The following is a 24,186-nucleotide window of genomic DNA, read 5'->3' on the forward strand; positions in this document are numbered from 1 at the left end:
TCGATAACCACATTAGGTCATCGATGAAGACCCATTTTGATACATACGCGCATCATTTATCTAACAAATCATTACGACACATTTCATGGTTATAAATTAGTCTAACTGCTACAGATACATGCTTGAGGAGATCTGACATGTTCGGATTTAAAAGATCAGAGGCCATCTCTGACACAAGCATTGTAAAGGACGACAATGCTGACTTTATCAACTCATTGAATGAGTACTGCGCCACCATCAGCTTTACACCGGAAGGCGTTATACTCGATGCAAATCCTCTTTTCCTGAAGGCTATTGGTTATTCTTTGGATGAGATTCAAGGCAAGCATCATCGTATCTTTTGCCAAACCCAAGAAGCAGATTCCATTGAATATGCCTCATTTTGGAAACAGCTTTTAGAAGGGAAAAGTCAAAAAGGCCAGTTTTTACGTCGCAGGAAAGATGGCAGTAACTTATGGATCGAAGCAACCTATTTTCCAATAAAACAAAATGGCACGGTTGTAAAAGTATTCAAGATTGCTAATGACATCACCTGTGAAAAAGTCCGTACTCAAGCTCAGGATGCCTTATTAAATGCAATCGATAAATCCAATGCTACGATTGAATTCCAACCGGACGGTACTGTCATCAGTGCCAATCAGAATTTCATCAAAGCTATGGGGTATCGATCAATAAGAGACATTCAAGGCAAACATCATCGGATCTTTTGCCACGATGCCTTCTATAAACAACACCCACACTTTTGGCAGGAACTTGCAGCAGGTCAAACGAAAACAGGGCTGTTTCAGCGAAAGCGCCAAAATGGCTCAGACATTTGGATAGAAGCGACGTACAACCCTGTTTACACACCTGATGGTGACATTATTCGCATAGTAAAAGTTGCAACAGACGTCACCGAGCGCGTGGAAAGTCAACGGTCAGTCAGAGAAGCGGCGAATATGGCGTATCAGTCAACTCGAAAAACCGCTGAAGATTCCGCCCAAGGCGCGGATTTACTGCGTCAATCGGTAGACAGTTCAAACTTAATCATTCAACAAGTCACTCAGTCTGATCAACTGATCGAGAAACTTAATCATCAATCAGAAGAAATCGGCAAGATCGTTACAACAATCGGCGCCATTGCGGAACAGACAAATCTTTTGGCGCTTAACGCTGCAATCGAGGCTGCTCGCGCGGGTGAAAACGGCCGTGGCTTTGCGGTTGTCGCAGATGAAGTGCGTACCTTAGCGGCACGAACCAGTACATCGACGTCAGAAATAGAGAGTATGGTTTCTAAGAACACGAATCTTGTCGGCGAAGTCCGCATCAGTATGCAGAGCGTGAGCAACCACGTTACCACGAGTGAACAGCTAATTAATGATGCATCGAGCATTATCAACAGCATTTTAGAAGGGGCAAACGAAGCCTACCTAACCATCGGCGACCTCGTTACCAAGGCGGAAAAACCTTAACTGCGCCTCCCTAGTCCCGATAAGAGGCTAGGGAGCCCTATCTTACTTTGCGAGCTTATGTAGTAAGCCTTGCATACCTAACACATAGCCTTGAACGCCCATTCCAACCACAATACCAATGGCGCACGGTGAAATATAAGAGTGATGGCGGAACGCTTCGCGGGCGTGAACATTGGAAATATGAACCTCTACGACCGGCACTTCCGCACCTTTGATCGCATCATGTAACGCTATGGAGGTGTGTGTGTAAGCACCAGGATTAAAAACAACGCCTAGTAGTTTACCTGCTTTAATAAGTTGGCCCGCTTCATGGATTGCGTCTATCAGAACACCTTCATGATTCGACTGACGAAAATCAATTTCATAGCCGTGCTTTACAGCCTCCTCTCGACACATCACTTCAACATCAGCTAATGTTTCATGGCCATATTGATCAGGTTCGCGTTGACCTAAAAGGTTTAAGTTAGGGCCGTTTAATACCATGATGGTAGACATATTGAATCCTCAGACAACCGTATAAATTTGTATTTAAAATATAACGCTAAATATACCACCGCTTGTTCTTCAATAACCTTCTATGCCTATAAAAAATACGCTTGCTAGAAAGCTTATATCAGCACCTATGACTGCAGCGACACTCTTATTCTCATCACAGGACGTTCATCAATAAACACATGAATCCCTGCTGTGATTAATGCCATGATAGCGGCCGCCCACCAAACAACATCGTAAGAACCTGTCGTATCGTATAAATAGCCCCCCATCCACACACCACAGAAAGACCCAATCTGATGGCTCAGGAAGACAATGCCATAGAGCATTCCCATATGCTTTAGACCGAACATTTGCCCCACCAAACCGGATGTAGGAGGCACCGTCGCAAGCCAAAGAACACCTGTTACAATCGCAAATATATACACGCTTGTTATGCTGATAGGCCATAACATAAAAGCGGTAATGGCAACCGCTCGCAGCGCATAGATATAAGTTAATAAGTATTTCTTGGAATATTTTCCAGACCACGAGCCGGAGAACAAACACCCTATAATATTAAACAAACCAATCAATGCGAGGCTCATCACCGCAACATTTGGCATGAACCCTTTGTCAGACAGGAACGCAGGCATGTGTACCGTGATAAAGGCAAGCTGAAAACCGCAGACAAAGAAGCCCGACACGAGCAGCCAATAATGAGAATAAGCCCCCGCTTCCTTCAATGCTTCACGGACGGTTTGACTGGATTGCGAAGCAGCATTGGAATGAGAGCTGTCACCACGCGAAAGTGGTAACGCAAAAATCACCATTAACAGCGCACATCCTGCCAACAGTAATAACGCGACACTCCAACCGTAAGAAGAAAGAAACGCTTGCGCGATAGGCACGACCAATAATTGTCCGGCCGATCCAGCTGCACTGCCTAGACCTAACGCAAATGCTCGCTTTTCCGGTGCAACCATCCGCGCCATAGCGGGTAACACAACGCCAAAACCTGTCGCTGAAATCCCCATGCCCATTAAAAAACCAGAGCCAATATGCAACGCTGTTGCGCCATCGGCATTAGCGGTGACATATAAGCCAAGGGCATATAAAAGTGCGCCGCACAGTACTGTTTTAAGCGTCCCAAAGCGATCAGATAGCGCACCAGCAAAAGGTTGCGCTAACCCCCACCAAAGATTCTGCAATGCCAACGAAAAGGCAAAAACTTCACGTCCATAGCCAAACTGGTCTGAAATGGGCGCCATAAAGAACCCCATTGACGAGCGTAGGCCAAAGTTTAAGGCAAGCAAAATACACGCAAAAACGATCGCGATGCTTAATAACCGTACTGGCTGAGACATGAGCGTTCCTTTCTTAGTCACATAGCATGAAATTCAGACAATACGCCAAAAGATAAAACGGAACAATTTTATTTAAATTTACATTTAAAAGACTTTAAACTCGCCTACTTGCACCACCGCTCTTTGATAGGCCGCATCTTTTCGTACCGCAACAAGCCAACGCTCGATATGCGGGTAGCCCTCTAGAGGCATCGAGGCGCTCATAGCTAAAATAGGGAAACTCATCTGCATATCTGCGGCACTGAGTTTGTCGCCAGCAAACCAATTGTTTTGGGTTAGGTGATCTTCGATGAGGCTCAATACGTCCCTCAACCGTGGCTCAATGAAGCTGGAAACCACTCTATTACAAATAGATTTAGCAACTGGCCGTACAAAAAATGGCATGGGCTGCTTCGGTATTTTACGAAACAGTAACATCATCACCAACAGGGGCATAAATGACCCTTCGGCAAAATGAAGCCAGTATCGATAATCACGTAGCGACTTTTTATCTTCTGGTTTGAGACGGCATTCAGGATCATATTCGTCTGCCAAGAATTCTAGGATTGCGCCAGATTCGGCAATGGTAATCTCACCATCTTGCAACACCGGAGCATGCCCTAACGGATGTATTCGCTTTAGTGTGTCTGGTGCTAAATTGTCAGGCGTACGTAAGTAAGTCTTTACTTCATATTCAACGCCAATCACCTCTAATGCCCAAGCAATACGTTGCGATCTAGAATTTTCTAAATGATGCAATACCAACATACTCACCTCCTTTATAGTTTCGTTACTAACTATACGTAGCGCTGAGCTTTTTGGCTTTGCATAACAAAAAAAACGCCCTAATGAGTTTTCATTAAAGCGTTTTCTGAAAGTGTACGGTAATTAACCTGCTATTTCGTCTAAGAAAAAACGAAGTGCATGTCGTGCTCGAGCATTCGCTGCAGCACTGAACGCATGACCCTCTTGAGGGGCATTGGCATCAGGTAACATAAACGAGTGCTTCGTCTGACCAAAATCGATAAATTGCCAATCCAAACCTTGTTCATCAAAGTAAGCACGAGCCTTATCCGCTGACTCTACATCGACCATTGGGTCTTGGTAGCCATTAAAAATGAGGATTTTTGTCTTCTGATTAATCTCAACTGAAGAGGTCGCTCGATGAAAATTCATCAATCCATGAAAGCTAGCCGCACCTTGACTGGTTGGGATATGCAACCCTGCTTCCAGTGATAGGCGCCCGCCTAAGCAGAAGCCAACATGGACAAGTTTCTTATTAGGGTGCGCTTCAGCAATGTCTTCACATATGCTTGTTTGCAAGGCAATCAAGGACTCTTTGTTCGCCACTAGCGCCATCATGGTGTCGGCTTTCGCTTGCAGTTCCGTAGGATTGTTCCCAACACCATATAGATCAACTGCTGTAGCAGTATGACCCCAACTAACAATGTCTTCTGCAAATCCTTTTTCAAAGTCACTTAGGCCACTCCATGTGGGCCAAATTACAACGTGTACTTCAGATGAATCATCGCCATCCCATGCCACGTGTACATGTGCACGTTTGATGTTATTAACGAACTGCTTTTCAAATTCCGTAGCCATATATACTCCAACGGTGATACCAACAGGAGCACTATAATAATTGTGTAAACAACAGTTCAAGATTTTGCAACGTTATCCATGAGAATTACATAATCCCATGCCTAAAACTGCCACAACCAGTGCTCAAGTTAAGCCATGTGACCGGTTCCATTCCTTGCGCCATGCCAAAAATTCATCAATCGGCATAGGCTTACCAATGAAATACCCTTGAGCTTCTTCACACCCAAGTTCACCTAACGCTTGGTACATTTCACCAGTTTCCACGCCCTCTGCTACCACATCTAAGCCAAGGTTATGAGCAAGATCAATGGTAGATTGGACAATCATACGGTCACTGTTATTTTCAATCATGCCAAACACAAAGGATTGGTCAACTTTTAATTCATTTACCGGCAATCGTTTTAGGTAAGCTAATGAAGAATACCCCGTACCAAAATCATCAATCGATAGCCTAAACCCCATCGCTGACAGCTTTTCTAGCGTTCGCTGAGCAAAGTTTGGATCATCCATAATGGCACTTTCTGTGATCTCTAAACATAAGCCAGATGCAGGCACATTGTATTGCGCAAGCGTTTCCTCTAAGAATGTAGGGAAACTCGCCGTCATGAGGTCTCGTGTTGATAGGTTAACCGAAACTCGAAAGGGTGTATCGTTCGTCTGTAAAACATGCCACTGGCTCGCTAATGAGCGAATCATCCACTTAGTAATCTCGCGAATATAGCCGGTTTGCTCCGCAAACGGTATAAAACGAAAAGGCGGTACCAAGTTCTTTTCAGGATGTTGCCAACGAATTAATGCTTCGGCGGCGATCACTTGATTATCTGCGGTTGCTACTTTAGGTTGCAGATACACCCTCAGTTCATTATTAATCACAGCTTGGCGTAACTCAGACAACAAGCTTAAACTGTCAGGTGTCGAGGTAACTAACTCACTCTTGTAAACAGTGATATCTTCTGTACGTTGTTTCGCCGCGTACATGGCAACTTGAGACGCGTTGATCAGAGCATCGCACGTATTCACATCATCAGGCCACGTGGCAATACCAATACTGGCACTTAGATCAATCTGATTATTATCGACCTCTAACGGTTCATTGAGTTTGCTTAGCAAGGATTTTGCGACCTCTAACGCAGAGTCACCACCGGGCACAACCAACACTGAAAACTCATCTCCGCTAACACGCGCTAATTTGTCATGTTGAGCACAGTGAATCCCCAACAAGCGAGTGGCGGTTGCTTTGAGGATCTCATCCCCCATTTCGTACCCTAAAATATCATTCACTTGTTTAAAACGGTCTAGATTAATGGTGATGATACTAAGAGAATCATGCTGCCCACTATCAATGTGGTGAGCAACTTTATTGCGAAAACTCAAGCGGTTAGGCAGACCCGTTAACGAATCATAGTAGGCTAATTTTGTAATGGTATCTTGCTGTTGCTTAATACTGGTACGCATGCCATCAAAACTTCGCGCCAACACCCCGACCTCATCGGTTCGAGTTGACCCGCTTACAAGAGCATCATAATTACCTTGCTGTAAGGCTTCAGTCGCTTTAGTTAATACTTCAAGAGGTCGCGCAACTCGACGACTTAACCATGTAATCGCCACGCCGAAGATTAACAAACCCACGAGCGTGACAGAGAAGTATTTATCAAACAATTCATCAAACTGGCGACGAGCTTCTTGCAGTGATTTCATAAAGGCGAGACTGATATACCCCCCAATCACTTCTTGGCCATGAATGACACTGACATAGGTATCCTCACCCACATTCATATCAAAGGATAAATCTTCAAGAAAATAATCACCGGGAATGTCTTCTAAGAAATGCTTTTCTAAGCGACTGGAGTTAGCCAACACCCTCACTGCACTGGAGCTACTGTTGGCCATTAACGCCATATCTATGCCAGCCAAGTCACTGGTCTCTGCGATCATGTCTCGCTCAATCGTAAAGCCCATTAATACATAACCAATAACACGAGGAGCTCGAACAGGAACGACAACGAACTGAGTTGGAGAGCCTTCATATAGCGCGGTTAAATAGGCATTGTTTTCCTTTTTAAGGCTTCTATCAGATAGAGATTCAATCAAAAACTGGGTATTAGAAGAGCTGGCCATATCCGGCAACGAGGAGCCTTTAATATTCCATTGCTGATCGACTAAAATCGCAATCGAGGCGCCAATTCTTCCTGCACTGTTTGCCAGCGCTGAGGAAATGGTGTTTTCATCTCTCGACGCAACAGCGGACCGGAAACCAAAATCAGAGGCAAGCAGTTCCGCACCTTCCTCTAAGCGCTGATGATTCTGCACCAGCAATTGATTCCAGACCCGTTCTGCAACAGCAATCGAGTGTTGCACTTCTTCTCTTACATAACGCTCAACCGTTGCCTGTACAATCCAAAAACCAATCGCTTGCAGCAACGCTAACAGCAGTAATGTCATAAAAATAAATCGAAATGACAGGCGAGCTCGAATAAGGTTTAACAAAGCGCCCATTAAAGCGTGACCCCTTCTGTTTTTAAGCTCAATACGTGCTCTTGTGTCATTTGATTATCAAACTTAAAAGATTCATAGGGGGCACCATACGGAAAGTCTCGGTGCCATACATCAACACTGTATCGCCCTTCACTCTGATCATTAAAAGACACGTAGCCAGCAGCATCCGTTTTGGCAAAAACAGCAGTATCATTTACTAATACCCAGCCCAGCATGCTGTCATGTATATTGCAGCCCAATTCCACCACACCAACAGAATCAAACACGACAGGGTCTTCTGGTTTGCCTGCATAGAGTTTCAATTCAAAAGTCTTAGCTTGAGAAAACGAGTAGACATGATGACGGACATCATCACGGTTGGGGAAATCAATCGCCGTACCCACTGTCACGACTTGAACCCCCGGAACAAAGGCACGATTTTGCTGTGCAATCTCAGCAGCGGCTAAGGGTTTGGTTTGCGCCAAAATTGTGGGCGATTTCAGGAACACCACAGCATTGCTCAGTGGCTTTCCATTTTTATCTGTGACTTTAATAGTGACGTCAGACCACGCCAAAGCTGGCAGCGACATCTGTGCTACCAGCCCAATCATTGTTAAGCGTTTCAACATGTGTATAAAAGGTCCTTTTGTTATGGCTCGATAGCCATACCAATGACATGACTCCCAGTACCAAATATACCAATAGGCGAAGCCATTCCTGTTTCTAAATCAATCGTTACCAATTGGGTCTTGGTTTCTTTAACCGATAATACCGCAGCTAGTGCCGTATTGCTGACATCACTGATATCAAATGAGGCATCTTTTAATGGGCCCATTCCTAAATTACCAACGCTATACAACACGCCAAGGTTAGGCGAAACGGATGGTGAAGCGCCTTCTTTCGTACCCTGCATCAAAAGCATACCTTTTCTTCGATCAATCGCATAATTGGTGGTCAATTTACTGTCATTTGGATTGTAAGTATACGCGGCTGCAACAATATCAGGAGACTGCCCTGCAAACTGGTCTTCATGATCAAATGCCAAAGCGGGATCCGTTTGTACGCCCGATGTCGTTTTATCAAAATCGACCCTAGCGCCACTGTCAGGATCAAGGCGCAAGTTATCATTACGGTTACCGACGACACGAAGCTTGTCCGCAGCTGGGTTGAAGTCAAAACCGTAAGGGCCGACAGCCATTTCGGCTAAAGGCTCGGACCCTTCGATTAGAACAGCATTCCCAGTTTGGGTATCGAGCCTATAAATACGCCCCGTATTAGCTAACGCGTATAAATCGCCTCGAGCGACACGATAATCGATACCTATCAACTGATCGCCCTCGACTAAATTTTTGATTTGTAATGATGTCAAAATATTTGATGGTTCATCAGGATGTACATTAAATAGTGTGTGATGATCATCAACCCCCCAAACAGAGGTCGGTGTTTTTGATAGCGTAGGCGCCGCTAGCGTTAGACTCGATGCTAACACTGCGCTAACAGCGGTCAGACCTAGATTCCATTTTGAATTCAATGCGCACATACGTTCGTTACCCCGTTTTAAAAATGTAGTAAGTTGGTAGACAACAATAAAAGCCATCTTACGTCTTCTTACGAAAAATACAGTAAAGCCGATGACATAAACATAACGGATGAAGTTTTCCACTAAACCGAAGAATGTTCCTTGAGTCATTGCGAACAACCCCTTATAATTCGCGGCTTAATTGATGCACCCGTAGCTCAGCTGGATAGAGCGCACCCCTCCGGAGGGTGAGGTCGAAGGTTCAAATCCTTTCGGGTGTACCATTTTAGTAACCATTGCTGGTTAACAGGCATTTATAAAATGCTGATAGATCCCATCATTATTAAGTCGAGCTCATTGATATCTTAGATGTTTTTTTATGTAGGATGCTATTGAGTAGGCTTGAGGCGATGTCAATTGTGAAAACATCGGCATCTTCTTATCGTCTTTATGATCATAACGAATTAACTGATCTATTTCTGACATCGTTAGCTCAGTATCTTTGATGCGCGGGATACCAAAAAGAAAGTTCCCAGTGCCTCTGTCTCGATGACAAGACGCACAATAGGCGCCATACAATTCTTTACCGCTTTGAATATTCGTCTTTTCTTCGTTCTTTTTAGAACATCCAAGCATAGAAATCATGATGAATAAAAGAATCCATTTTTTCATGATGCCCCCATTAAGTAAGACCTAAGGTCATGTTACGTCTAATCGCATAGCAATAATGGTTACATACCCTTTGTCATCGGTCACTAAACGCTATGATTACCTAGTTTTTAGTAAAAATGGAGCGAGGGCTATTTGCAATAGCCTATATTTATTGTAGCAGTAAAAACCAACAGCGGTGATACTGAGACACCATCAGTTAACCTGACTTTTGGATTTGCTCTGCAAAACGGTTCTTAATGTTTATCACTTCAGGCAAAGCCTGCACGAACAATGGCACAAGCTCTGGGTCGAAATGCTTGCCAACTTCACTTTGTAACAGCGCAATCGCTTCATCAACGGACCACGCTTGCTTATAAGGACGCTCGCTGGTCAACGCATCAAACACATCGGCAATGGCGGCTATACGCCCTTCCAAAGGAATCTCTTTTCCCTTTAAACCTTTTGGATAACCACTACCGTCCCACTTTTCATGATGAGCAATCGCAATCGAACGGGCCAATGCGACTAATGGCGATCGTGGGTTAGACAAAATATCCGCACCAATTTGGGCATGAGCTTTCATCATTTTAAATTCGCCCTCATCTAAACGGCCCGGCTTTAGCAAAATATTATCTGGAATGGCAATTTTGCCTAGATCATGCATTTGCGCAGCCAACATAAGTTCATTAGCGGATATCTCATCAATCCCCGCTGCGATGGCTAACACATAAGAATAGTGGCTCATTCGCAGTACATGCATGCCAGTTTCATTATCTTTGTACTCGGCAGCTCGCCCTAATCTCTGGATCAAATCGACTTGTGTTTCTTTCAACACATCCGCTTGAACTAAGGATAAATGTGTTTTGACTCGCGCTCGTACAATTGCAGGCACAATGGGCTTGGTAATGTAATCCACGGCTCCTAGTGCAAACCCTTTCTCTTCATCAATCGTTTCTTTAAGCGCCGTGACAAAAATAACAGGAATACGGGCAGTCTCAGGTGTCTGTTTCAGTCGTTCACACACGTCAAAACCGGTCATATCCGGCATCATGATATCCAGCAAAATCAGATCGATATTTTCTGTCTTCAGTAGCTCTAGAGCGGCTTCGCCCGATCGCGCAAACGATAAGCGATATTGATCCTGTAATACCTGCCGCAACACTTTTAGGTTCGCCGGTTCATCATCTACGATCAATAAGCGAGGTTGAGTTCTTTCTAGTAATCCCATAGGTTTCTCTTATTATTGTCGGATGAGGCTACGTGCTTGGAGAATAAACTCCACAGCATCGTTAAACTCGAATTCGTCGATGGCATGAATGGCTTGGGCGACTAATGTTGCAATATCCTGTCGCGCACCTTTTGCTATCGACTGAGACAGTTCGTCATCAATCTCACCTGACTCGGTAATGTAAAGCCACTCTGTCAGTAGCTTATTCATGGTTTGATCGGCCAATACAGTTTCCATGGCTTGCTCATCTATACATTCCTTTTGCTTTTGCTCAGACTCTAACCACACTACATCCTGCCCAAGCTTATCCCATGTCTGCTGCAACGCCTCTAACACCTGTGAGACTTCAGCGTCACGACGATTAACCACAGCACTTTCTAACATAATAAAGTGTTGGTAAAGCGGCAGTAAGGCTAAGTTACCTGTGAGGCCTTTCAGTGCATGCGCTTGTTCCGCCAATAAAGGCCAGTCCTGCTGCTCAATAGTTAGATTAAGTGTGCTCAATAATGCTTGGTGTTTATGGTAAAACTTTATTACTTCTCTCGTAAAAACACTGTAGTCACCCCATAAATCCATGCCTTTGGTAACGTGTACGACTGATAATTGTTGGCTATTATCAGGTTTAGCGCTTGAGGTAGTGTCGAGACTTTCTAATTCAAGATTTAAAGCTCGGGCCATTTCTTGACTCAGCTTGATGAGATCAACAGGTTTATTAGCAAAACCTGACATACCGGCTTCTTGGGCCTGTAATCTGTCTTCTAAAAGAACACTGGCGGTCAAAGCAATCACAGGCGTTTCTTCTAATCCTGCAAGAGCTTCAAATTCTCGGATGCCTTTGCAGGCTTCTAATCCATCCATACGAGGCATTTGGATGTCCATAAGGACTAACTGTGGTCGTAAGGACTTATATTGCTCTACTGCTTCAACGCCGTCATTGGCCATAAAGACCGTGTGACCTTGTTTGCTTAAAAGAATATCCAGTAAGGTTAAGTTTTCTTCAATGTCATCTGCAACCAGAATTCTTAATGGAGGTAATTGTAATGATTGCGTAGGGACTTCCTCTTCTTGCTCAGCAGGCGGCAAAGGAATATCAAAGTAAAAACAACTTCCCTCACCTAAGCGACTTTCAAGATAAATTCCCCCACCCATTAACTCTACTAGTTGCTTTGAAATTGTGGTGCCTAAACCAGTACCACCAAAGCGTCGACTCATAGAAGCATCGGCTTGAGTAAAGGCATCAAAGATTGCATTGACACGCTCTTCTGAGATACCAATGCCAGTATCCTTTACGGCAAAACGCACCCAGTTATCTCGCTCAACAATAGGCGCTACCGACAGCGTAACAGAGCCAGTTTCAGTAAACTTAATGCCATTGCCAACTAAATTCATAAGCACCTGTCGAATACGATCCTCAGCCCCTGTGAAAACACTGGGTAATTCAGGGCTGATATTGAAATTCAACTCTAGGCCTTTGCTTTTCGCTTGCAACCATAGGGTCGAGATCACGGTATCAACACTGGTTGTTAAGCGAAATGGCTTCAACTCCAACTCTAGTTTATGCTTATCTAGTTTCGCGCTGTCCAAAATATCATTCAGCAAATGCAGTAATGATTGGGCAGACTGGCTAATAGTCTGCAAATGTTTACGCGTCTCAACCGGCAAAGAAGAATCAAGCAAAATACTACTAAAACCAATGATGGCATTCATTGGGGTACGTATTTCATGACTCATATTGGCTAAAAACGAAGCTTTGGATTCTGCTGCGTCTTCCGCTTTTAGTTTGGCTTCGCGTAGCTCATCTTCCATTTCCTTACGCTTGGTAATATCCAACATGACCCCATCAAGCCATTTTGCGTTGCGGTCCTCATCGTAAACAATGGTACCGCTTTCTAAGATCCAAACTGTAGAGCCATCTTTATGAATTACGCGGTACTCAAGTTCGTATTTATCTTGCTTTCCCACTACATTATCGAAAAATTCAACTACTGCTTCTTTATCATCTGGATGCAACCACGAAGCGAAACCTAAACGCCCTTCTAAGTAATCTTCCACTTTTTCGCCACTAAGCTCTTCAATCGCGTCGGAAACAAACAATGGCGTCCAGTTTTCATCCAGTAAACAGCGATACGACACTCCTGGAATATTGCGAATTAAGGAACTTAAACGTTCTTCACTCTTCGAGATACGCGCTTCCATTTCACGGCGCTGAGAAAGATCTGAGGTAAAACCCACATACAGCAGCTCTCCATCAGGCAAATTGATACGACCAATACCAAGCGAAATAGGAAATAATCGACCGCTTTTGTGGCGCGCTATAAGTTCACGTTGGGTGCCAACGATATTATTCTCGCGCCCATCAAAGTAATCTATGAGAAAGCCATCATAAGAATCATCACTGGAATCAGGAAAAAGCACACCTACAAATTGATCCGTCGCTTCGCACTCGGTCCATCCAAACATATTCTGAGCAGATAAATTAAACTCTTGAATCACTCCGTTTGAATTAATTGTCATAACGGCATCTGTCGCTGTATCCAGTACTGCTTGGGTATGTGCTTCACTGGCTGTTTTCTCTATCAATAACTGACGATAACGCAACTGTGAACTCACATTAACCGCTAGAATAAAAATCAAAAATGAGAAGATAGACACCGCATACGCTAACTCGACATTTTTGTCATTCGACTGAACCAGCAAACTGATAGAGGAATCATTTATAAAATATGCAGCAGCCATTCCAGTATAATGCATGCCAGAAATCGCAAGCCCCATGATCGTTGCAATCACCAGTTTAATTCGAATAGTCGGGACATTAGGAAACATTAACCGCATGCTGCGACGCGCCAACAATGCAATACATGCCAGCACAACTGCAACCAGCAGAGATAACACAAACAAATATGGGTTGTACTTTATAGAAAGGTGCATATCCATGGCTGCCATGCCTAAGTAATGCATAGCACCAATGCCCGCGCCGACAATAACACCATTTCTTAAGGTTAAACGTAACGACAGAGCGTCCTTTTCTTGTACATATATAAGCGACTTAAGCACACTATAACTTGCAATAATGGCAGGAAATAAAGAAAGGATCGTCAGGAACAGGTCATAGTTCATTGCATGAGGAAAATCTAACGCCAGCATGCCAACAAAATGCATACTCCAAATACCGCCAGCCAGAATAACCGCACCAGTCACAGTCGCTATATGACGGTATCGCGTCAGCACAATATGCCGCGCTGTTTCCGCTAGCCGTAAGGCAAAAAACGAAGCACTGGACGCCAGTAATATAGACAACACGACTAACAGCGGGTCATACTCCCCTGTTACTAGTAAAGACGGATCTACGTCAGTCGTGAAAAATTGATTTAACCAGCTCATATTCGACTCATTCCGTATCATCAAAAATGCCATTCATTTACTTCACAGCTCGTTCATTAATGTTAACAATAATAAACGTCTCGTTATGTAGTGATAGCGTAACGCTTCTTGGCAATTTTCATCATAAGTCATAAAGTATGGAGGATTTATCATGCCACCACAGTTTGATCAGCCAGATTTTTTACAGCAACACACTCATAGCATATTAAATTTTTATGAGCCGGTTGTACTAGATCCAAATGGCGGTTTTTATCAAAGTTTTTTAGATGACGGGCAGGTCTTCGATCCTCACTCCAAGCACCTTGTTTCTTCCTGTCGATTTGTCTTCAATTATGCCGAAGCCTACCGCCGAGGTTATGGTGATCATTATGCCGATTGGGCAAGACAAGGCTTAGACTACCTCGAACAAAAGCATTATCTGCCTAAGACTGATCATTATGCTTGGATGCTAGGGGATGACACGGACAAAACCGCTATGGCGTATGGCCATGCGTTTGTTGTCCTTGCCTATTCCCATGCCCATCTTGCTGGTCTCATCGATGCAACCGACAAGCTAGTACATCTTTATCACTGGCTCGACACACATTTTTACCAAGCTGAATTCTCTGCCTACGCCGATGAATTATCCACAGACCTCACCTCACTAGACCCCTATCGTGGCCAAAATGCCAACATGCATCTGTGTGAAGCCTTTATTGCAGCCTATCGTGCCATTGGCGACCAACGTTTTTTATCTCGAGCAATGACACTTGCTCAACGCTTTGCTGGTGAACTGTGTGATCAAGCAGGCGGTATGATCTGGGAACATTACGATAAAAATTGGCAACCCGACTGGCAATACAATATCGATAAACCAGATGACTTATTTAAGCCGTGGGGATTCCAACCTGGACACCAAGTGGAGTGGACCAAACTACTCCTTCAACTCGATCAATTAAGTCCAGACAAATGGTTAAAAGAGCGCGCTCGATCTTTGTTTGATCAAGCGGTATCAAAAGGCTGGGACGACGAATTTGGTGGATTGGTCTATGGCTTTGCTCCGGATACGGGGGTGTTTTCCGATGCCCAGAAATACTTCTGGGTGCAAGCTGAAGCCATCGCCGCGGCCTATCGCCTATATCAAACGACTCAAGAGCCCGTCTACTTAGAGTGGTACAACAAGCTTTGGCAATACAGCTGGGATCATTTAATCGATCATAAGTACGGAGCTTGGTTTCGCATCGTTGCCCGTGACGGCAGCAAAATCACCAACGAAAAGTCGCCAATGGGGAAAGTTGACTACCATACGTTGGGGGCTTGCTGGGACGTGTTGGACACCATTAATAATTATTGATGCCATACACTCAAAAGCCCCGCCGTGTATTACCACAGCGGGGCTTTATATATGGGGTCAGGAATAAAGTGTATTACATGTTTGGGTAATTGGGACCACCAGTGCCCTCAGGCGTGACCCACGTAATATTCTGCGCTGGATCTTTAATATCACAGGTTTTACAGTGTAAACAGTTCTGCGCATTGATTTGGAATGTTGGCCCAGACGCTTGTTCGACTATTTCATACACACCAGCTGGACAATAACGTTGAGCAGGTTCTGCAAATTGACTTAAGTTACTGCCCGTCGGAATACTGTCATCCGCTAAAGTAAGATGACAAGGCTGATCTTCTTCATGATTTGTATTCGATAGAAAGACAGAAGACAAACGATCAAAGCTTAATTTTCCATCCGGTTTTGGGTAGTCAATTTTCTTCGCTTGCGCTACCGTCTGCATTTGAGCGTGGTCTAGCGATGTGTCATGCAGGGTAATCGGCATTTTACCGCCTAAGATATTCTGATCGAGGTAGTTAAACGCGCCACCCAAAACCGTACCAAATTTATGCATAGCAGGTGCAAAGTTACGCGTGCTGTACAACTCTTGCTTCAACCAAGACTGATCAAAGGCATCACTAAAGGTTTTACCTAAAGATAGACTGTCATCAGCCAGTACTTGGCTAATTGCCTCAGCCGCTAACATCCCAGATTTCATCGCCGTATGGGTGCCTTTGATTTTTGCTACGTTCAGTGTTCCTGCATCACAGCCCACTAACATCGCGCCAGGCATGGTCATGGTTGGCAAGGCATTCCAGCCTCCTTTTGTGATCGCACGGGCGCCGTAAGACACGCGTTCGCCACCCTCAAGGTATTGTTTGAATAACGGATGATGCTTCAACCGTTGAAACTCTTCATACGGACTAAGCCAAGGGTTGCGGTAGTTTAGATCAACGATTAAACCCGCTACGACTTGATTGTTGTCGGTGTGATATAAGAAGAAACCACCACTGGCGTCTTCAAGAGGCCAACCCGCCCCATGCACTACCAGACCCGGTTGATGTTTTGCCGGATCAATCTGCCATAATTCTTTAATACCTAGAGCGTAATGCTGAGGATCCGCATTCGTGTCCAGAGAAAACTTTTGAATCAGTTGTTTGCCTAAGTGACCACGACAGCCTTCTGAAAACACTGTATACGTGGCATGTAATTCCATGCCTTCCATATAAGTCGGCAGTTGTTCGCCACTGGCAGAAATCCCCATATCACCCGTCGCGACACCTTTCACACGGCCGTCTTCGTGATACAAAATTTCGGCTGCAGCAAAGCCAGGAAAGATTTCTACCCCTAACCCTTCCGCTTGTTCCGCTAACCAGCGACTCAAATTACCCACACTGACGATATAGTTACCGTCATTCTTCATAGAATTAGGCACTAATGCATGGGGAATTTCTTTACTCACTTCACCATTTTTTAAGACGTAGACTTCATCTTTAGTAACCGGCGTGTTTAGAGGAGCGCCCAGATCCTGCCAATTCTCAAACAATTCATTTAAGGCTCGGGGCTCAAGCACGGCACCGGATAGGATATGCGCACCGACCTCAGAGCCTTTTTCTAATACACAGATGTTTAACTCAGCATTAAGCTGTTTTAAACGAATGGCAGTAGAAAGACCTGAAGGACCAGCTCCAACGATGACTACATCAAATTCCATCGATTCACGCATAACTGCACTCCTCTTATTGTTATCGTTATAGTTTTTCAGTCATTTCAGGGAGAACCTCGAACAAGTCTCCCACTAAGCCGTAATCAGCCACTTGGAAGATAGGCGCGTCTTCATCTTTGTTAACCGCAACAATGACTTTAGAGTCTTTCATGCCCGCCAAATGCTGAATGGCACCCGAGATGCCAAATGCCATGTACAGGCTCGGTGCAACAATTTTACCAGTTTGGCCTACTTGTAAATCGTTAGCGACAAAACCAGAGTCGACGGCCGCTCGAGATGCCCCAACAGCTGCGCCCAACTTATCAGCTAAGGCTTCAACCAAAGCAAAGTTTTCGGCGCTGCCCACACCCCGACCACCAGATACAATGCGTTCTGCGGCCGTTAGTTCAGGACGTTCAGACTTAGAAAGCTCATCGCTGACCCAAGAAGAGTGGCTGTTTGCTTCCGGTGCAGCAATGGATTCAACCGTAGCTGAACCACCGGTTGTTGCTACTTTATCAAACGCTGCGGCACGTACCGTAATGACTTTCGTTGCATCTTTCGATGTTACCGTCGCAATCGCATTACCCGCATAAATTGGGCGTTGAAACTGATCGCCACTTAATACCGCAGTAATATCCGACAGCTGACCAACATCCAACAAAGCCGCCACGCGTGGCATGGTGTCTTTGCTCACAGAATTAGCCGGCGCCATGATGTGTGAATAATCACTTGCCATGGACATAACCAACTCGCTTAGGTTTTCAGCTAAGTCATGGGCTAAACTATCGCCCTCTGCCAACAAGACTTTACTCACGCCTGCGCATTGCGCCACCGCATCAGCCACGGCTTTAACATCGGCGCCAGCGACTAGAACCGTTACATCAGAACCGATCTGTTGTGCGGCGGTTAAAGCGCTCAAGGTTGCAGGCGCTAATTCTGTACCATTATGTTCTGCAATCAATAGAGTAGCCATTTAGATCACCTTCGCTTCATCTTTCAGTTTCTGGATAAGCTCATCAACCGAGCCGACTTTCACGCCGCCTTGGCGCGCTGCGGGGGCCTCCACTTTATCAAGCTGAATATGTTGCTTCACTTCGATACCAAGATCTGCAAAAGAGGTATTATCCAGTGGTTTACGCTTCGCTTTCATAATGTCTGGAAGCTTGGCAAAACGAGGTTCATTTAAACGCAGATCCGTTGTCACAATCGCCGGCAGCGCCAATTTAATCGTGCGCAAACCGCCATCGATTTCACGTGTAACCGATACACTGTCGCCATCAACGGTTACATTTGAGGCAAATGTGCCCTGAGGACGTTTCGTCAATGCCGCCAACATTTGGCCAACTTGGTTGTTGTCTGAATCAATAGACTGCTTACCTAAGATCACTAGGCCTGCCTCTTCTTGCGCCATAATTTTGGCGAAAGCTTTGGCCACATTCAGGGGCTCAACGGTCCCTTCGGCTTCCACTAAAATAGCACGATCTGCACCCAGCGCCATGGCTGTGCGTAATTGCTCTTGGCTAGCACTAGAACCCACGCTTACCGCAATCACTTCTGTGGCAATACCCGCTTCTTTCAGACGAATGGCTTCTTCAACTGCGATTTCACAAAATGGGTTGATCGCCATTTTGGTATTGCTTAAATCTACATCTGTGTTGTCAGACTTTACGCGTACTTTTACGTTGTAATCTATTACGCGCTTAACACCGACTAATATTTTCATAATCGTCACCTAAAGATACTTTTTCTTATAACAATAAACGCCAATCACCCCTTTAGAGTCGCTTCAAGGCTGGTTTTCTTCAATAACATTAAACGCTAATTACACTGACAGATTTAGGCTCTTGATATAATTCGTCAACTTGATCAGCGCGATAGTCTTGGACATTGCGTTGATTCAATGAACCTTTATCGGTTACTTCATTGGCATCGATGCAAGGCGCTTCATGTTGCAACAAAATGCGATTCACCACAGTAGAGCTCCCAGTACCTTGTGCTTTGAAGGCTTTTAATTTCTCCTCAAATGCTGCGCGGATAATAGGATGTTCCACCAGTTCTTTAGTAGATAATGCTGAACCGTTGTCTACTAACGTTTGGCAATACACCACATCGGGGAAAACTAACCCAGTAATAAAGGAGCGGTTGGTGCCGCACAGCACAACATCTTGTACCAATGGCGCAAAAGCACTGATGAATTTTGCTCGTAATGTCCCGGCACTCACCCATGTGCCACTGTCCAATTTAAAGTCTTCTGAAACCCGTCCGTCAAAACGAAATCCGCGCTCAGGCTTGTTTTCATCCAAGTATGCGATTGCATCCCCTAAACAGTAAAAGCCTTCGTCATCAAAAGATTTAGCAGTTAATTCCGGCTGGCGCCAGTAACCTGGCATCACCGTCACCGCTTTTACTCTGGCTTCCAGCTTCCCTTCGTTAGGTACTAACTTAAGTGTGACACCTGGTGCAGGCTTGCCAATCACACCCGAAGCACTCTCTTCAATCGAAGCGAAGGTCACAGATGGCGCGGTTTCAGTCGCCCCTAATCCGGTTAAAATAGGAATCTTTTTACCCGTGTACTTAATCGCTAATGCGTCAATGTCATCCCAAATATGCTGGGCCATACCTGCGGCGGCAAAAAACATAAACTGCAGACGAGAGAAAAACTTACGCGCTAACTCATCATCTTGTTGCAGCTTTTTCACTAATAACTCAAAACCTTTAGGCACATTGAAATAAACGGTAGGTGCTACTTCAGCAAGATTATTTAACGTTTTATGAAAATGCGCTTCGGTTGGTTTACCGTCATCAAGGTAGAACGATCCACCGTTGTACAAGGCAATGCTGACATTATGGTTGCCACCAAAAGTATGGTTCCACGGTAGCCAGTCGACCATCACAGGTGGCTCGTCGGCTAAAAAGGCCATGGTGTCACGGATCATGACGGCATTAGCACACAACATACGATGAGTGTTTATCACCCCTTTAGGCATCCCTGTTGTGCCTGACGTAAAGAGAATCTTGGCTACGGTATCGCCATTCAATGCTGCGTTACGTTCTTCGATCTCTGGGTTTTGTGGATGCTGCCAGAACTGGGCAAAAGATACCGTTGGATTATTGATCAACTCAGAAGTCGTATCGCCATACATCACCGCCACTGGTACGTCACTATCGGACACTGCCTTAATCGCTTTTTCATAAGGCGCTAATTTATCTACCACGATCAAGCCTGGGGTCAATAAATCAATCACGTGCTTTAACTTTGCGTAATCGGTGGCCACTAATGAGTATGCCGGTGATACTGGCGCATGGGGCACACCAACGTAGTAACCCGCCATAGCAAGCATCAAATGCTCTAAACTGTTGCCTGATAAAAAGGCAATCGGACGTTCTGAGGAAACAGGTTGTTCTAACAACCACGAAGCGAGCTGACGTACCTTTTCTAAGGCTTCAGCATAAGTATATCGATCCCATTTGTTTTCATCATCGCGTTGCGCGACAAAGACAACATCGGGTGTACGCTCAGCCCAATAGACTAAACGGTCTGTTAAACAGCGTGCATATTCTGCAAGCTCTGTTTGGCAGCTTATGATTTGTTCACCATTATCACGTTTCTCGATCGCAACAGAGTGACTCACCACCTTGATCGGATGGAATTCGCTGGTCATTTTATTCTCCTGAGACTTGTTATTTTTATTCGTTCAAAGAAGGCTTACACCTTTTGTATTAGACGCTAAAACTGATAAGCACCAACTCCATTCTGTTCTTGGCTTACGGTTGTTAAGGCCGCTTGTGCAAGCGGTAATTGGTACGCACTGTAAAAATCGGCTAAGGCCACCACATTTCTAAAGAAGCCATCATCTTGTGTTTGATTGATTTGTACTTGCTGCGCCAATCGAGCTAATTGCCACGCACAACAAATCCCCCCCATGGCATTTAAAAATGGCACCGCCACAGCGTCTAATTTGGCCGTATCCGCATTCGGATTGAGCAATATTCTATCAACAACGTGTGCCAGCTGATCCACTGCTACAGCCAAACGCTGATGGGGTTGGCTTTGTGGCGCTGCACTGATGTCATCACGCATATCTGTTAACAGCTGACTCATAGCAACACCTTGATCCATTCGGATTTTTCGATGCACTAAGTCTTTAGCCTGAATGCCTGTAGTACCTTCGTAAATCGTTGTTATCCGAGCATCGCGCATCACTTGTGCAATACCGGTTTCTTCTACAAACCCCATACCGCCAAAAATTTGGATCGCCGTGCCAGCCATGTCATTCGCTTGCTCAGTCGCGAAGCCTTTAAAGATAGGCGTCAATAAGGCAATGCGACTTTCAGCCATTCGCACGCGTGCTAAATCTTGCGAATGCTCCGATACATCAAGCAAAGCGGCAATTTGATAACCCAAAGCACGTAAGCCAAATGTTTCCGAGCGAATGCTAAGTAGCATACGCTGCACATCAGGATGCTCGATAATCGCCACACGCTTTCCGCCTGCTCCCGCACCTTGTACTCGTTCATGGGCATATTGCAGGGCTTTCTGATACGCAAGCTCTCCTAATGCCACTCCTTGTAGACCACAACTTAGGCGAGCTTCATTCATGAGCACGAACATAGCCATTAGACCTTGATTGAGTTCACCAATAAGTTCCCCCACACAAGCGTCGTTATCGCCGTAACTGATGGAACACGTAGGACTGCCGTGAAGACCCGTTTTATGTTCAATACCGGTACAACGAACATCATTAAATTCGCCACAGACACCCTCATCGCTGACGCGATATTTCGGTACCGCAAACAATGAAATTCCTCGGCTGCCAGCAGGCGCATCCGGTGTACGCGCCAACACAAGATGAACAATATTGTCCGCCATATCGTGTTCGCCGTAGGTAATGTAAATCTTTTGACCTTTGATTTGGTAAGTGCCGTCAGCTTGAGGAACGGCTTTTGTCGTTAACGCACCTAAGTCAGAACCTGCATTCGGCTCAGTCAAAGACATGGCTACGGTCCATTCACCTGTCACGATTTGAGTTAAATAGCGTGCTTTCACATCGTCTGACGCAAACTTTAATAAAATCTCTGAGCCACCTTGCGCCAAGGCTGCGAACATAACAAACGCTAAGTTGCTGGATAGCCACATCTCATTAACAGGTTGAGCTATGTATTTGGGTAAACCTTGTCCACCAAACGCTTCCGGAAGCGCTAAGCCAATCCAGCCTGAGTCTCGAAACTGAGCATACGCTTCTTTCCAACCGTTTGGGGTTGTGACCTGTCCATTGTCAAATTGACAGCCTTGCGTGTCGCCAACTGCGTTTAATGGCGCCAAAACATGACTGGCAAATTTATTAGCTTCATCAATGATGGCATTGGCTAAATCCAAATCGAAGTCTTGCAATGAATTCAACTCAGCTAAGTTTTGCGACTGATACGCTTGTTCAACTAACCATTGCATGTCTTTGTATGGGGCTTGGTAGCTCATCGCGCCTCTCCTACTTCGCAGCCATACGAATCGCACCATCTAAACGAATGACTTCACCGTTTAACATGACGTTCTCAATGATTTGCTGAACCAGTTGCGCGAATTCATCTGGGTCGCCTAGGCGTGGAGGAAAAGGCACGGCAGCGCCTAAAGATTGTTGAACTTCCTCAGGTAGCACGTCCATCATCGGTGTTTTAAAGATGCCCGGTGCAATGGTCATAACACGGATACCAAAACGTGCGAGTTCTCGAGCAATCGGAAGCGTCATCGCTGTGACACCACCTTTTGATGCGGCATACGCGGCTTGACCAATTTGGCCATCAAACGCGGCGACTGAGGCCGTATTAATGATGACGCCACGCTCTAAATTAGGCTGTTGCTCATTATTCTGCATTTTATCCGCCGCAAGACGAATCATATTAAAAGTGCCTAACAGGTTGACTTTGAGCGCTCGTTCAAAACCAGAAAGTGTATGCGGACCTTCACGTCCAACCACTCGTTCAGCCCCTGGAATACCCGCACAGTTAATCAGACCATTGATCTCACCAAACGCTTCAACCGCTTGATCAATCGAAGCTTGAACGGAAGCTTCATCAGAAATATCCGTCACGGCAAATTGCACACGTTCACCTAAGCTTTTTGCGACACGCTTAAGTCCCTCTTCATTTAAGTCTGCAAGTGAAACACTCGCACCTAGACGATGTAATCGACGAGCAACGGCTTCACCAATACCCGACGCAGAACCTGTCACAACAAAATGACGACCTTGAATATCCATAGTACCCTCCGAGGAATTATTGGCTTTTCTTACGATTCAAAAATGACTCAATGCGCGCTTTGACTTCTTCACTGGTTTGAGTGATGCCACAAATCAGTGATTCGGTGTAAAGACCATCGTCAGCGGACATGCTGTCGATGCGGTTAAGACCAGTGGTCATGGCCCAGTTAGAGTATTTTGAGTTTTTCGCAATGCTGGCTGCCAACGCCATCGCTTTATCCAAAGAGGCACCATTTTCAACGACATAATGACCGAGACCGATACGATAGCCTTCCTCAGCATCCACATCTCGACCGGTTAACATCATTTCAGTCATTCGGCTGGCGCCAATTACACGCGCCACATTAACCGAGGCTCCGCCACCCACAAAGATGCCATGACGACCTTCAGGTAAACGGAAGTACGTGCCTTTTTCCGTTACACGAACATGGGCACAAATGGCCAATTCAAGACCCCCCCCAATCACTGCACCTTGCATAGCGGCCACAACAGGAATGCCTGAGTTTTGGATGTGACCAAACACTCGATGCCACATATTGGAATGCTTAACCACTTCAAATGGTTCGCGAGCTTTATGTTCGCTTAGATCTAAGCCCGCACAGAACTCAGGGCCAGCGCCAGAAAAGACAATGACATTAACGTCATCAGAAAGGTTAATGAACACGTGTTCGATCTCTAAACATAGAGAATCGTTGATGGCATTCTTCTTGGCAGGTCGGTTCAGTCGAAGATGGCCGATGCCATTGTCTACTGAAAATTCGATGAATTGATAAGGGGTCATTCGCTTACCTCTA

19 protein-coding genes and 1 tRNA gene are annotated in these 24,186 nt (G+C 45.2%); 3 read left to right on the top strand and 17 right to left on the bottom strand.

The window, feature by feature from the left end; genetic code table 11:
• Window positions 1-137 precede the first annotated feature (137 nt).
• Window positions 138-1,451, top strand: coding sequence for a methyl-accepting chemotaxis protein (locus AYW76_RS04705; protein ID WP_067216435.1), 1,314 nt, complete (start codon window positions 138-140; stop codon window positions 1,449-1,451).
• A gap of 42 nt (window positions 1,452-1,493) precedes the next feature.
• On the opposite strand, the gene aroQ is transcribed toward AYW76_RS04705, so the two are convergent.
• The 7 genes from aroQ to AYW76_RS04740 all read right to left on the bottom strand — a co-directional run bounded on the left by aroQ (window position 1,494) and on the right by AYW76_RS04740 (window position 9,035).
• The gene (aroQ, locus tag AYW76_RS04710) at window positions 1,494-1,946 is read right to left on the bottom strand and encodes a type II 3-dehydroquinate dehydratase (protein ID WP_067216438.1); all 453 of its coding nucleotides are present in this window, start codon (window positions 1,944-1,946) and stop codon (window positions 1,494-1,496) included.
• A gap of 125 nt (window positions 1,947-2,071) precedes the next feature.
• On the bottom strand, window positions 2,072-3,289 hold the full coding sequence (locus AYW76_RS04715; protein WP_067216442.1) for an MFS transporter: 1,218 nt from the start codon (window positions 3,287-3,289) through the stop codon (window positions 2,072-2,074).
• An 84-nt stretch (window positions 3,290-3,373) separates the two neighbouring features.
• Window positions 3,374-4,036, bottom strand: a complete 663-nt coding sequence (locus AYW76_RS04720; protein WP_067216445.1) for a glutathione S-transferase family protein — start codon at window positions 4,034-4,036, stop codon at window positions 3,374-3,376.
• A 120-nt stretch (window positions 4,037-4,156) separates the two neighbouring features.
• Window positions 4,157-4,870, bottom strand: a complete 714-nt coding sequence (locus AYW76_RS04725; RefSeq protein ID WP_067216449.1) for a dienelactone hydrolase family protein — start codon at window positions 4,868-4,870, stop codon at window positions 4,157-4,159.
• A 123-nt stretch (window positions 4,871-4,993) separates the two neighbouring features.
• Complete coding sequence (locus AYW76_RS04730; RefSeq protein ID WP_067216452.1) at window positions 4,994-7,366, bottom strand: bifunctional diguanylate cyclase/phosphodiesterase; 2,373 nt, start codon at window positions 7,364-7,366, stop codon at window positions 4,994-4,996.
• Complete coding sequence (locus AYW76_RS04735) at window positions 7,366-7,974, bottom strand: methylamine utilization protein (RefSeq protein WP_067216457.1); 609 nt, start codon at window positions 7,972-7,974, stop codon at window positions 7,366-7,368. The genes AYW76_RS04730 and AYW76_RS04735 overlap by 1 nt, the downstream gene beginning before the upstream one ends.
• Window positions 7,975-7,994: 20 nt before the next feature.
• Window positions 7,995-9,035 (bottom strand): DUF4394 domain-containing protein, encoded by a 1,041-nt coding sequence (locus AYW76_RS04740; RefSeq protein WP_082866106.1) that lies wholly within the window; start codon window positions 9,033-9,035, stop codon window positions 7,995-7,997.
• Window positions 9,036-9,071: 36 nt separating this feature from the next.
• On the opposite strand from AYW76_RS04740, the gene AYW76_RS04745 reads away from it, so the two are divergent.
• Window positions 9,072-9,148: transfer RNA gene (locus AYW76_RS04745), tRNA-Arg, on the top strand.
• A 70-nt stretch (window positions 9,149-9,218) separates the two neighbouring features.
• Here AYW76_RS04745 and AYW76_RS04750 read toward each other — a convergent pair.
• From AYW76_RS04750 to AYW76_RS04760, 3 genes are all read right to left on the bottom strand, one after another.
• Complete coding sequence (locus tag AYW76_RS04750) at window positions 9,219-9,536, bottom strand: c-type cytochrome (protein WP_067216461.1); 318 nt, start codon at window positions 9,534-9,536, stop codon at window positions 9,219-9,221.
• Between the two features lie 196 nt (window positions 9,537-9,732).
• Complete coding sequence (locus AYW76_RS04755) at window positions 9,733-10,743, bottom strand: HD-GYP domain-containing protein (protein WP_067216464.1); 1,011 nt, start codon at window positions 10,741-10,743, stop codon at window positions 9,733-9,735.
• A gap of 12 nt (window positions 10,744-10,755) precedes the next feature.
• Window positions 10,756-14,124 carry an MHYT domain-containing protein gene (locus AYW76_RS04760; protein ID WP_067216468.1) on the bottom strand — a complete coding sequence of 1,123 codons (3,369 nt, stop codon included), beginning with the start codon at window positions 14,122-14,124 and terminating at the stop codon, window positions 10,756-10,758.
• Between the two features lie 151 nt (window positions 14,125-14,275).
• Between AYW76_RS04760 and AYW76_RS04765 the strand changes: the two genes are divergently transcribed.
• The gene (locus tag AYW76_RS04765) at window positions 14,276-15,457 is read left to right on the top strand and encodes an AGE family epimerase/isomerase (protein ID WP_067216471.1); all 1,182 of its coding nucleotides are present in this window, start codon (window positions 14,276-14,278) and stop codon (window positions 15,455-15,457) included.
• Window positions 15,458-15,530: 73 nt separating this feature from the next.
• On the opposite strand, the gene AYW76_RS04770 is transcribed toward AYW76_RS04765, so the two are convergent.
• The 7 genes from AYW76_RS04770 to AYW76_RS04800 form a co-directional block, all read right to left on the bottom strand.
• Window positions 15,531-17,156 carry an electron transfer flavoprotein-ubiquinone oxidoreductase gene (locus AYW76_RS04770; RefSeq protein ID WP_067216474.1) on the bottom strand — a complete coding sequence of 542 codons (1,626 nt, stop codon included), beginning with the start codon at window positions 17,154-17,156 and terminating at the stop codon, window positions 15,531-15,533.
• A gap of 25 nt (window positions 17,157-17,181) precedes the next feature.
• Window positions 17,182-18,111, bottom strand: coding sequence for an electron transfer flavoprotein subunit alpha/FixB family protein (locus tag AYW76_RS04775; protein WP_067216478.1), 930 nt, complete (start codon window positions 18,109-18,111; stop codon window positions 17,182-17,184).
• Complete coding sequence (locus AYW76_RS04780) at window positions 18,112-18,861, bottom strand: electron transfer flavoprotein subunit beta/FixA family protein (protein ID WP_067216482.1); 750 nt, start codon at window positions 18,859-18,861, stop codon at window positions 18,112-18,114.
• 88 nt (window positions 18,862-18,949) lie between these two features.
• Window positions 18,950-20,800 carry a feruloyl-CoA synthase gene (locus tag AYW76_RS04785; RefSeq protein WP_067216486.1) on the bottom strand — a complete coding sequence of 617 codons (1,851 nt, stop codon included), beginning with the start codon at window positions 20,798-20,800 and terminating at the stop codon, window positions 18,950-18,952.
• Window positions 20,801-20,865: 65 nt separating this feature from the next.
• Window positions 20,866-22,614 (bottom strand): acyl-CoA dehydrogenase, encoded by a 1,749-nt coding sequence (locus AYW76_RS04790; protein WP_082866108.1) that lies wholly within the window; start codon window positions 22,612-22,614, stop codon window positions 20,866-20,868.
• A 10-nt stretch (window positions 22,615-22,624) separates the two neighbouring features.
• Window positions 22,625-23,392 (bottom strand): 3-hydroxyacyl-CoA dehydrogenase, encoded by a 768-nt coding sequence (locus AYW76_RS04795; protein WP_067216489.1) that lies wholly within the window; start codon window positions 23,390-23,392, stop codon window positions 22,625-22,627.
• A 16-nt stretch (window positions 23,393-23,408) separates the two neighbouring features.
• Entirely contained in the window at window positions 23,409-24,173 is a 765-nt protein-coding gene (locus AYW76_RS04800) for a crotonase/enoyl-CoA hydratase family protein (RefSeq protein WP_067216493.1), read from the bottom strand.
• Between the last annotated feature and the right edge of the window lie 13 nt (window positions 24,174-24,186).

The sequence above is a fragment of the Marinomonas gallaica genome, assembly GCF_001639745.1.
Taxonomy (GTDB): domain Bacteria; phylum Pseudomonadota; class Gammaproteobacteria; order Pseudomonadales; family Marinomonadaceae; genus Marinomonas; species Marinomonas gallaica.